Annotated in this window: 9 protein-coding genes; 5 read left to right on the forward strand and 4 right to left on the reverse strand. The window is 69.5% G+C overall.

Going from position 1 to position 11,569, the window contains the following annotated elements; all coding sequences use genetic code 11:
- Positions 1-863 (reverse strand): UxaA family hydrolase (locus K2X24_RS21820; RefSeq protein WP_292501041.1); only part of this gene is annotated, 863 nt, incomplete at its 3' end.
- 33 nt (positions 864-896) lie between these two features.
- A complete protein-coding gene (locus K2X24_RS21825; RefSeq protein WP_292501043.1) occupies positions 897-2,225 on the reverse strand; it encodes an MFS transporter in 1,329 nt (442 codons plus the stop codon).
- A gap of 343 nt (positions 2,226-2,568) precedes the next feature.
- Here K2X24_RS21825 and K2X24_RS21830 point away from each other — a divergent pair, with 343 nt between their 5' ends.
- From K2X24_RS21830 to K2X24_RS21850, 5 genes are all read left to right on the forward strand, one after another.
- Positions 2,569-3,405 (forward strand): formate/nitrite transporter family protein, encoded by an 837-nt coding sequence (locus K2X24_RS21830; RefSeq protein ID WP_292501046.1) that lies wholly within the window; start codon positions 2,569-2,571, stop codon positions 3,403-3,405.
- Between the two features lie 60 nt (positions 3,406-3,465).
- Positions 3,466-5,205, forward strand: coding sequence for a bifunctional protein-serine/threonine kinase/phosphatase (locus K2X24_RS21835; RefSeq protein WP_292501049.1), 1,740 nt, complete (start codon positions 3,466-3,468; stop codon positions 5,203-5,205).
- Positions 5,206-5,298: 93 nt separating this feature from the next.
- Positions 5,299-6,198 (forward strand): LysR family transcriptional regulator, encoded by a 900-nt coding sequence (locus K2X24_RS21840; protein ID WP_292501052.1) that lies wholly within the window; start codon positions 5,299-5,301, stop codon positions 6,196-6,198.
- Positions 6,199-6,426: 228 nt separating this feature from the next.
- Positions 6,427-7,857 carry an aspartate ammonia-lyase gene (gene aspA / locus K2X24_RS21845; protein WP_292501062.1) on the forward strand — a complete coding sequence of 477 codons (1,431 nt, stop codon included), beginning with the start codon at positions 6,427-6,429 and terminating at the stop codon, positions 7,855-7,857.
- 349 nt (positions 7,858-8,206) lie between these two features.
- The gene (locus K2X24_RS21850; protein WP_292501054.1) at positions 8,207-9,550 is read left to right on the forward strand and encodes a dicarboxylate/amino acid:cation symporter; all 1,344 of its coding nucleotides are present in this window, start codon (positions 8,207-8,209) and stop codon (positions 9,548-9,550) included.
- Positions 9,551-9,597: 47 nt separating this feature from the next.
- On the opposite strand, the gene K2X24_RS21855 is transcribed toward K2X24_RS21850, so the two are convergent.
- A complete protein-coding gene (locus K2X24_RS21855; RefSeq protein ID WP_292501056.1) occupies positions 9,598-10,053 on the reverse strand; it encodes a response regulator in 456 nt (151 codons plus the stop codon).
- Positions 10,050-11,171 carry a histidine kinase dimerization/phosphoacceptor domain -containing protein gene (locus K2X24_RS21860; RefSeq protein ID WP_292501060.1) on the reverse strand — a complete coding sequence of 374 codons (1,122 nt, stop codon included), beginning with the start codon at positions 11,169-11,171 and terminating at the stop codon, positions 10,050-10,052. The genes K2X24_RS21855 and K2X24_RS21860 overlap by 4 nt, the downstream gene beginning before the upstream one ends.
- Positions 11,172-11,569 lie beyond the last annotated feature (398 nt).

Here is an 11,569-nt window from a genome sequence, read left to right on the forward strand (position 1 = left end):
ACGCCCGAGAAGGCGTCGCTGCCGCCGCATTGCAGACCGACCACGAGGTCGGCGGCCGGGCAGGTCTCGCGGGTGCGCCGGTCGAGCACTTCGAGGCGGGCCTCCGCCATGGCCATGATGCTGTCGAGCATCATGCCGAAGCCCGCGTGACGCTCGTCCTGGAGCCGGACGACGCCGCTGTCGGCGGCCTCGGAGCCCGGCGGAAGCAGGCGCTCGGAGACCAGCTTCTCGCAGCCGAGGCCGACCACCATGACCTCGCCGCCGAAATTCGGGTTGCGGGCGAGGCTCTGCAGGGTGCGGATCGGGATGACCGCCTCGGGGGCGTTGATGGCGACCCCGCAGCCATAGGCGTGGGTGAGGCCGACGACGTCGTCGACGTTGGGGTAGCGCGGCAGCAACTCCTGCTTGATCCGCCGGATGGCGACGTCGAGGGTGCCGGCCACGCATTGCACGCTGATCGAGATCGCCAGGATGTTCTTGGTGCCGACCGAGCCGTCCGGGTTGCGGTAGCCCTCGAAGGTGTAGCCCTCCAGCGGCGGCAGGGGGGCGGGCACGCGGGTCGCCTTCTCCAGGGCGTCGAGGTCGGGCGCCACCGGCGTCTCGACGCTGGATTCCTCGACCCAGGACCCGCGCGGCAGGGGGCGCAGCGCGATGCCCACCACCTCGCCGTAGCGCACCACCGTGCCGCCCTGCGGGATATCGACGAGCGCCACCTTGTGCCCCTGCGGCACGAACTCCAGCAGGGTCAGTCCGTCGGCAAAGACCGTTCCGGCGGGCAACCCGAAGGCGTTGACCACGATGGCGACGTTGTCGTCGGCGTGCAGGCGCAGGGTGCGGGGGGTGTCCCCGGTGTTCTCAGTCATGGCGGCCGGTTCGCCGAGCATGGTCATGCCCCTTCAAGCCTTGCGCAGTTCGACGCGCCGGATCTCGCCGACGATGACGAGGTAGGCGATCATCGCGATCAGCGCGTTGCAGCCCACGAAGACCAGGGCGCCGTTGAACGAGCCGGACGCCTGGACGAGGTAGCCGATGACGATCGGCGTGGTGATGCCGGCGGTGTTGCCGAACATGTTGAAGATGGCGCCGCTGAGGCCCGCCGCCTCCTTCGGCGAGGTGTCCGAGATCACCGCCCAGCCGAGCGCGCCGATGCCCTTGCCGAAGAAGGCGAGCGCCATGAAGCCGATCACGAAGGCCGGCGAATCCACGTAGTTGCAGGCGATGATCGACATCGAGAGCAGCATGCCGGCCACGATCGGGATCTTGCGGGCCTTCGTGAGCGAGCCGGTGCGCTTCAGGATCGCGTCCGAGATGACCCCGCCCAGGATGCCGCCGAGGAAGCCGCAGAGGGCTGGCAGCGAGGCGACGAAGCCGGCCTGGAGCACGGTGAGGCCGCGCTGCTTGACGAGGTAGATCGGAAACCAGGTCAGGAAGAAGTAGGTCATCACGTTGATGCAGTGCTGCGCCACGTAGATGCCGACCAGCATGCGGTTGGACAGGAGCTGGCGCACCACGCCCCAGTCGAAGCCCTTCGTCTGAGCGTGCTTTTGCGCATCCAGCGCCAGCAAGGCGCCGCCGGAGGCGATGTGGTCGAGCTCGGCCCGCGTCACGGTCGGATGGTCGGCCGGATCGTGGATGACGCGGATCCAGATCGCCGCGAGCACGATGCCGATGACCCCCATGACGATGAAGGCGTAGCGCCAGCCGAATTCGTGCGTGACCCAGGCGGTCAGCGGCGCGAACAGGACGGGGGCGAAATATTGCGCGGAATTGAAGATCGCACTGGCCTTGCCGCGCTCGGCGCTGGGGAACCAGGCGGTGACGATGCGGGCGTTGCCGGGGAAGGACGGCGCCTCCGCGATGCCGACGAGGAACCGCAGGATGAAGAGCGCGACCACCGCGCCGCCGCCGAGGAAGCCGACCCAGCCCTGAGCCAGGGTGAACAGCGACCAGAAGAAGATACCCCCCGCATAGACCCACTTCGAGCCGTAGCGGTCGAGCATCCAGCCGCCGGGCACCTGCGCGGCGACGTAGGACCAGGAGAAGGCGGAGAGGATGTAGCCCAGGGTCACCGGGGTCAGTCCGAGTTCCTGGGACATCGGCGTGCCGGCGATCGAGATGATGGCCCGGTCGGCGTAGTTCACGACCGTGGTCACGAACAGCATCAGGAGGATGCCCCAGCGCACGCGACCCTGCGCGCGCGCCTCCAGCGTTAGAGCCAGCGCCATCGTTCCCACCCGGAATGATTGTTGTGTCGGCGCTGCGTCGAGCCCAGCGTCCATTGAGGACCAGGGTTATGGTGGGACTTATAATTCGTCCAATGCGATCAAGGGATCGATCGATGCCGAACGGGTATCGATTCGGCGCGGAGGCGTCGGGGCGCATCGGTCCGGATCTTGCAGACACGAAACTCGCGAACTCGAATCCTGCGAGATGACGCATGCCGGTCGCCGTGCCGGCGCCTCACCGATCCCCTGCTGCGGGCCGCGCAATGGAGCGTGGCCGGAAGGTGGGCTTGCCCCCGCCCGTCCGGCGAGCACCGCGGAAACGCCAAACCGAAAAGGAACCGCTATGGCCTACCTCGCCCCTGCTGAGTTCGTCACCAAGATGGTGGATGCAGGCGAAGCCAAGATCTTCATGTCGACCCGCGACACCATCATCCGCGCCTACATGGCCGGGGCGATCCTGGCGCTGGCGGCGGTCTTCGCGGTCACGATCACGCAGCAGACCGGCATCCCGATCCTCGGCGCCGCCCTGTTCCCGGTCGGCTTCTGCATGCTCTACCTCCTGGGCTTCGACCTGCTCACGGGGGTCTTCGTCCTGGCGCCCCTCGCGCTCCTCGACGGCCGGCCCGGCGTGACCTGGGGCGGCGTGCTGCGCAACTGGGGGCTCGTCTTCCTCGGCAACTTCCTCGGCGCGCTCACCGTCGCCTTCATGATGGGCTTCGTGTTCACGTTCGGCTTCACGGCCCCGGCCGACAAGGTCGGCGAGTTCATCGCCCATGTCGGCGAGCGGCGCACGGTCGGCTATGCCGCGCACGGGGTCGGCGGCTGGTTCACGATCTTCATCCGCGGCATGCTGTGCAACTGGATGGTCTCCACCGGCGTCGTCGGCGCGATGATCTCGACGACCGTCAGCGGCAAGGTGATCGCCATGTGGATGCCCATCATGGTGTTCTTCTACATGACCTTCGAGCACTCCGTGGTGAACATGTTCCTGTTTCCCTTCGGCCTGCTCATGGGCGGCCAGTTCTCGATCGCCGACTACCTCTTCTGGAACGAGATCCCGACCGTGCTCGGCAACCTCATCGGCGGCCTCGCCTTCACCGGCCTGACCCTCTACACGACCCACGTCCGCACGGCCCCGAAGCGGAACGCCGTGCAGGCCGAGCGCCGCCTCGCCGCCTGACACGCGACCGGCCGGGCCCCGCGCCGCGGGGCGCTAAGGCCCGACCGCCGGGAGCGACGGATGCCCGCGATTCTGACGCTCTCCCTCGGCCAGCACAGCACCCGGGGCCGCAAGGAGACCAACCAGGACTTCCACGGCGCCCTCGTGCCCGAGCGCGCCGCGCTCCTGCTCAAGGGCGCCGTGGTCGCCATCGCGGACGGGATCGGCAGCAGCCCCGTCAGCCACGTCGCGAGCGAAACGGCGGTCCGCAGCTTCCTCGCCGATTACTACGACACGCCCGAGTCCTGGTCCGTCAGGACGGCGGCGAGCCGGGTCATCGCCGCCACCAATTCGTGGCTCCACGCCGAGACCCGGCGCAACCGCCACCTGCACGATCCCGACGGATCGCGGGATCGCGGCTACGTGACGACCTTCACGGCCCTCGTCCTGAAATCGCGGACCGCCCACATCTTCCACGTGGGCGACGCCCGCGTCTCGCGCGTGGTCCGGCGCTCCCTCGAGGCGCTCACCGAGGACCACCGCGTCGTCGTCTCGGCCGAGGAATCCTATCTCGCCCGCGCGCTCGGCGCCGCCGCCCATGTGGAGATCGATCACCGCACGGTCGCCATCGAGGCGGGCGACGTCTTCGTCCTGACCACGGACGGCGTGCACGAGCACGTGCGGCCCGAGGCGATCGTCGCGGAGATCGACCGCCACGGCGGCGATCTCGACCGGGCTGCCCAGGCGATCGCCCGACATGCCTACGAGAACGGCAGCGGCGACAACCTCACCGTCCAGATCGTGCGCATCGATGCCCTGCCGGACGGTGAGGCGGCCGAGCTTTCGGGCCGGGTCGACGACCTGCCCCCCGCCCCCGTCCTCGATCCGCCGACCATCTTCGACGGCTACCGGGTGCTGCGCACGCTGCACGCCAGTCACCGCAGCCACGTCTACCTCGCGACCGACCCGGAGAGCGGGCGCCCGGTCGCCCTGAAGGTGCCGTCGACGGACCTGCAGGCCGATCCGGCCGGCCTGCGGCGCCTGATGATGGAGGAGTGGGTCGCGCGGCGCATCGACAGCCCGCACGTGCTGTCGGCCCCGCCGCAGACGCGGCGGCGCAGCCACCTCTACACGGTGATGGACTACGTCGAGGGCCGGACCCTGGCGCAGTGGATGCGCGACAACCCGAGGCCGGAGCTGGAGGCGGTGCGGGGCATCGTCGAGCAGATCGCGGCCGGGGCGCGGGCCTTCCACCGGCGCGAGATGGTGCACCGAGACCTGCGCCCCCACAACATCCTGATCGACGCGGCGGGCACCGTCCGGATCATCGATTTCGGCTCCACCCGGATCGGCGGGCTCGCGGAGGACGATCCCGTCATCGACGAATCGGTGCAGGGGACGATCCAGTACACCGCGCCGGAATGCCTCGCGGGACGTCCCGCCACGCCGGGCTCGGACATCTTCTCGGTGGGCGTGATCGCCTATCAGATGCTCACCGGGCGCCTGCCCTACGGCACGGAGGCGGCGCGGGCCTTCAGCGCGGCGCGGGCCGACCGCCTGCATTACGGCTCCGTCGCCGCCGCGCGCGCCGGCCTGCCGGCCTATGTCGACGCGGCCCTGCGCAAGGCGGTGCATCCGAGGCCCGCCCAGCGCTACGACGCGCTCTCCGCCTTCGTCCACGATCTGCGGTATCCCAACCCCTCGTTGCCGGGGGTGCGGCGGGCGGCCCTCCTGGAACGCGATCCGGTGCTGTTCTGGAAGCTCGTATCCCTCGTTCTCGCGGTGGTCGTCGTCTACCTGCTGGCGCGATCCCGGGCCTGATCCGGGTCGCGGACGCCACCAGGACCGATGACCGGCGCAAGCGCCCGCGAAGCGTATAAGCTGTCTTGAGCTTACGATCGGGTGGGAGCCGCGATGGAACTCAAGTGGATCGAGGACTTCATCAGCCTGGCCGAGACCCGCAGCTTCTCGCGCTCGGCAGAGCTGCGGGCCGTGACGCAATCGGCCTTCAGCCGGCGCATCCGCTCCCTGGAGGTCTGGCTCGGCACGGTGCTCCTCGACCGCAGCACCTATCCGATCACCCTCACGGCGGATGGCCGCCAGTTCCTCGAGACCGCCGAGGAGGTCTCACGCCTCCTCACCCTGAGCCGCGCGGATTTCCGCAATCGCAGCGAGCGCTCCAGCCTGCCGGTGGTGACGATCGCGGCGCTCCATTCCCTCTGCCTGTCCGTGCTGCCCCGCTGGCTCAACGGCATCCGCGAGGCGGTGGGACCGATGGCGAGCCGGGTCCTCCCCGACAACTTCAACATCTGCGTCCAGGCCCTGGTGGAAGGCGGCTACGACCTGCTGCTGACCTATCACCATCCGGGCATCCCGATGCCCCTCGACCCGGCGCGCTACCCCTACCGGATCATCGGGCGCGACAGCCTCGTGGCCGTGGCCGCCCCCCACGGCCTCGCCCCGGATGCAGAGGGCCGGCGGCCCCTGCTACAATATTCGCGCGGCTCGTTCCTCGGCCTGCTCGCGGCCATTGCCCAGTCCAAGGAGGGGGCGCCCGTCACCTACCCGATCCACACCAACGAGAACTCGATGGCGGAGGCCCTGCGTTCCATGGCGCTGGCCGGCCACGGCGTGGCCTGGCTGCCCGTGAGCCTGGTCGCCGCCGAGATCGCATCGGGCGCCCTCGACGTGGTCAGTTCCGAGATGCTCATGGAGATCCGGCTCTACCGCAGCGCCGAGCGGGCGCGGCCCTTTCTCGACCATGTCTGGGCGGCGGCGGCCCTCGACGAACCAAACTATGCACTTCAAGAATAGTCTCGGTCGCAACTAGCATTGGCGGCGCGCGCGACTCGGGCGTAATCCCCTCCCCAGCGGCGACCCGAGCCGCGGCCGACCCACACCGCGGTGCGGGGGCGACGTCCATCCGACCTTCCACGAAGACCCGAGGTGCGGCCGCCAACGGCCGAGCGCCGAGGCGTCCGCGTGCCCGTTCTCAACCTGCACAGCGTGCCGGATCGCATCCGCACGCCCGAGGAGCGACCCGTGACCCAGGTTCCCGCCAGCGCCCGCCCCACCCGCACCGAGCACGACCTCCTGGGCGACCGGGAGGTGCCGGGGCAAGCCTATTACGGCGTCCACACCCTGCGGGCGGTCGAGAACTTCGCGATCACCGGCCGGACGCTCGCCGACTGCCCGGACCTCATCAACGCGCTCGCGGCGATCAAACAGGCGGCGGCGCTCGCCAACCGCGAACTCGGCCTCCTCGACCCGACCCGCACGGAGGCCATCGTGGCGGCCTGCGAGGAGATCCGCGCCGGCGCCCTGCACGAGCAGTTCGTGGTCGACCTGATCCAGGGCGGGGCCGGCACCTCCACCAACATGAACGCCAACGAGGTCATCGCCAACCGGGCCCTGGAGATCCTGGGGCATCCGCGCGGCGCCTACGAGCACCTGCACCCCAACGAGCACGTCAACATGGGCCAGAGCACCAACGACGTGTATCCGACCGCCCTGAAGATCGCCGCCACCGGCGCCATCCGCCGGCTGATCGACGCCATGGCGGGTCTGCGCGCCAGCTTCGCGGCCAAATCCACGGAATTCGCCGACATCCTGAAGATGGGCCGCACCCAGTTGCAGGACGCCGTGCCGATGACGCTCGGCCAGGAATTCGGCACCTACGCGCTGATGCTGCGCGAGGACGAGGCCCGGCTCGGTGAGGCGGCGCTGCTGATCCGCGAGATCAACATGGGCGCCACCGCCATCGGCACCGGCATCACCGCGCATCCCCTCTACGCGGCCCTCGTCTGCGCGCGGCTGTCCGAGATCACCGGCATCCCCCTGGAGACGGCGGAGGACCTCGTCGAGGCGACCCAGGATTGCGGCGCCTTCGTGCAATTGTCCGGCGTGCTCAAGCGCGTCGCCGTCAAGCTCTCGAAGACCTGCAACGACCTGCGCCTCCTCTCCAGCGGCCCCCGCGCCGGCTTCAACGAGATCAACCTGCCGGCGCGCCAGGCCGGGTCCTCGATCATGCCCGGCAAGGTCAATCCGGTCATCCCCGAGGTGGTCAACCAGGTCGCCTTCGAGGTGATCGGCAACGACGTCACCATCACGTTCGCGGCCGAGGCCGGCCAGCTCCAGCTCAACGCCTTCGAGCCGGTGATCGCCTACAGCCTGTTCAATAGCCTCACCCACCTGCGCGCGGCCTGCATCACCCTCGACGTCCACTGCGTCCGGGGCATCACCGCCAACCGCGAGCGCCTGCGCGCCAGCGTCGAGCAGTCGATCGGCATCGTCACCGCCCTCAACCCGTATATCGGCTACCGCAACGCCACGGCCGTCGCCCTGGAGGCGCACGCCACCGGGCGGGGCGTCTACGAACTCGTGCTCGAGAAGGGCCTGATGGCCAAGGAGCAGCTCGACGCCGTGCTCCAGCCGGACCGCCTGACCCGTCCGCAGGCCTTCGCGGCGGCCTGAGGGCGGGCAATCGCGGAACCAGGGACCCGGCCGGATCGCGGCGATGCGTGCGCATTCCCTCGCCCCGCTCGCGGGGAGAGGGACGCGACGACCTCGTCGTCGGCGCGTCGAGGCGCCAGCCGACGGTTAGGGGGCTTATCCCGTGGGAGCCCGTTCCGAAATCGCCCCCTCACCCTCGCTCCGCTCATCACAGGCACGACGGGGTGCCCGTGATCCTCTCCCCGCAAGCGGGGAGAGGGAACCCGCGCGGCCCTTCGCGCGAGATCCGGGTCACGCCATGACTCGTACCGAAACCCCTGACCGCGCGCCCCGTCACGGACGCCAACATCGCCATTTTGGGAGGAACACCATGGCACAGATCGCAACGACACAGGACGACGGCAAGAAGCCCGGCCGCCTGACCCTCTACACCGGCATCGGCCTCCTCCTCGGCATCGCCGTCGGGGCCGTGCTGCACGGGACGGCGGCCGGGCCGGCGGAAGCCAAGGAGATCGCCGGGTACTTCACCCTCTGCACGGACATCTTCCTGCGGCTGATCAAGATGATCATCGCACCCCTGGTCTTCGCCACCATCGTGTCGGGCATCGCGAGCTTCGGCGACACGCGCTCGGTGGGCCGGGTCGCCGCCATGGCGATGGGCTGGTTCCTCACGGCCTCCATCGTGTCGCTGTCGCTGGGCTTCCTCGTCGCCAACCTGTTCCAGCCCGGCGCCGGCCTCGCCCTGCCCCTGCCGGATGCGGGCGCGCAGACGGGGCTGAAGGCCGCCTCCCTCAACCTGCGCGACTTCCTCACCCACGTCTTTCCGACCAGCATCGTCTCGGCCATGGCCACCAACGAGGTGCTGCAGATCCTGGTCTTCTCGATCTTCTTCGGCTCGGGCCTCAGCGTGATCGACCGGCGCTACGCCGACCCGATGGTGCACATGATCGACGGGCTGGCCCGCGTGATGTTCGCCGTCACCGACGCGGTGATGCGGCTGGCGCCGCTCGCCGTCTTCGCCGCCATCGCGGCCGTGATCACGGTTCAGGGCCTCGGCGTTCTCATCGACTACGGCAAGTTCATCGGCGCGTTCTACCTCGGCCTCGCCGTGCTCTGGGTGATCCTGATCGGCGCGGGCTGGCTGGCGCTGGGCAACCGGGTGGTGCGCCTCCTGGACCTCCTGCGCGCACCGATGATCCTCGCCTTCTCCACCGCCTCGAGCGAGGCCGCCTTCCCGCGCACCGTCGAGGTTCTGGAGAAGTTCGGCGTGCGCCCCCGCGTCACCGGCTTCGTGCTGCCGCTCGGCTACTCGTTCAACCTCGACGGCTCGATGATGTACCAGGCGATGGCCGCCCTCTTCATCGCCCAGGCCTTCGGCATCCATCTCGGCGTCGCCGAACAGTTCACCATGCTCCTCGTCATGATGGTCACCAGCAAGGGCATAGCCGGGGTGCCGCGCGCCTCCCTCGTGGTGGTGGCCGCCACGGTGCCGATGTTCGGGCTGCCCGCGGCCGGCATCCTGCTCATCATGGGCGTCGACCAGATCCTCGACATGGGCCGCACCGTGACGAACGTGCTGGGCAACGGCCTGGCCACGGCGGCGGTGGCGCAGTGGCAGGGCGAGATGGGCGAGGAGACCGGGGCGGAGCCCGCCGATGCGGGAACCGCCCCGACGGGGGTCGATGCCCTCGCGGTCGGCACCGCCCGAGCCTGACGGACCGACGCGAAGCCCCGATGCGCGGAGGCGCATCGGGGCTTCGCCTATTCGGCGTCGCGGCCGCCCGTCAGGGCGTTCCGGTAGGCCGGGGCCAGCCGCAGGCCGAGGGGGACGGGTTGGCGCGGTGGCGGCCGCCGCACGCATTCCTCGAAATAGGAGAGCGTGTCGAAGACCACGGCCTCCGTGTAGGGCTTGGGGATCACCCCGGCCGCGCCCTCGAGATCCTGCGCGATGTGCTGGGCGTTGGCGGTGACGAAGACCAGGGTCAGGCCGGGATCGTCACGCAGCCCGCGCACGATGTCGATCCCCGAAGAGCCGCCCCGCAGCTGCAGGTCGACGAAGACGAGGTCCGGCCGGGTTTCCCGAGCGACGCGGATCGCCTCGTCGGAGGTCGCGGCGGTCCCCACGACCCGGTGCCCCGCATCCTCGACGAGGAATTCGAGCTGCATCAGGATAAGTGCCTCGTCTTCCGCGATCAGGACCCGGAGAGGCTCGCTCACGGGCCGGCCTTGGCGCCCGAGGATTCCCGCGGCAGGCGGATGTCGATCGAGGTTCCCGGATGGTTCGGCTTCCAGGCGATGTTGGCGGTGAGCTGGCGGGCCAGGCTCTCGATCAGGCGCTTGCCGAAGGAGCGCGCGCCCACGATGTCGTGGGGCATGCCGACGCCGTCGTCGGCGATCCGGATGGCGAAGTGGCGCCCGTCCGGCCGTACCGTGATCGAGAGGCGGCCGGGCCGATTGTCGGGAAAGGCGTGCTTGAGGGCATTGGTGATGAGTTCGTTCATCATCAGCGCCACCGGCGGAGCCTTCTCCACCGGCACCTCCACGGGTTCCAGGTCGAGATGCAGGGTGATGCCGGACCGGCCGGAGCCGCGCACGAGATCGGTGGCGAGTTCCCGGGCGAACTCGGCGACATCGAAGCGCTCGACGTCGTGCGACTGGTAGAGGCGCTTGTGCACCGTCCCCAGGGCCTCGACCCGGGTCAGCATCGACTTCATCGCGTCGCGCGCGGCCGGGTCGGTGATGCTCCGGGTCTGCATGGTGAGGAGGGAGGCCACCATCTGCAGGTTGTTCTTCACCCGGTGGTCGACCTCGTGGACGAGCATGGTCTTGGCCGCCAGGGCTTCGGACAACTCGCGCGTCCGCTTGGCGACCTCGCGCTCGAAATGCTCTTTCTCGTTCTGCGTCCGCATCTGCGCGTCGACCCGGTCCGTCACGTCGAGCTGCGAGGCGAAGAAGTAATGCAGATCGCCCCCCTTGGTGACGACGGGGCTCATGTAGAGGGCGTTCCAGAACGGGCTGCCGTCCTTGCGGTAGTTCAGGATGTCGAGGGCGACGTCGCGCCGGGCCTCCACCGCCTCGCGCAGCTGACGGATGGCGTTGGGATCGGTGTCCGGGCCCTGCAGGAAGCGGCAGTTGCGGCCCATGATCTCGTCGCGCTCGTAGCCCGTGAGGCGCAGGAAGGCGTCGTTGACGAAGACGATCGGGTTGTCGTCGCGGCGCGGGTCGGTGACGATCATGGGCATTCGCGTCGCGCGGATGGCGGCGGCGAAGGGATCGCCCTTGCCGTCCTCGACCATCAGGTCGTCCGTCATGTGCCACGCGTCGTCTCGTTCCATCGCCTCCGTCTCCTCCCCGTGCCGCGCACGGATGTTGATTCACGCCCGCGACGCTCACGACTGCGGGCCGTCCCCGAGCAGGTGGCGCGGCCCGCGCAAGGGTGCGGGCGCGCGACGGGGACCAGGCGCCGCGGTGACAAACCGGGATGTCGGATGGTGCCGGCGATCCGCAACCGTCGCCGTTCGGACCTGTCAACTGGCGATCCATCCAGTTGGTTCATTCTCCCTTGAAACCGGACGCTGCGGCGGACCCGTCGCACAGGTCCGCGGGTAGAGACGCGCGAACGCCGGCGTTTGTGGCCCGCGCGCCACATCCCGCGCCATCGTGAAGCGTGGCCGGAACGCGCGAACGGCCAAGCTCGTTTTCCGTGCTAGGCTCCCATCGGGCGGGCGTACGA

The organism is Methylobacterium sp. (assembly GCF_019750675.1).
In the GTDB taxonomy this organism is placed as follows: domain Bacteria; phylum Pseudomonadota; class Alphaproteobacteria; order Rhizobiales; family Beijerinckiaceae; genus Methylobacterium.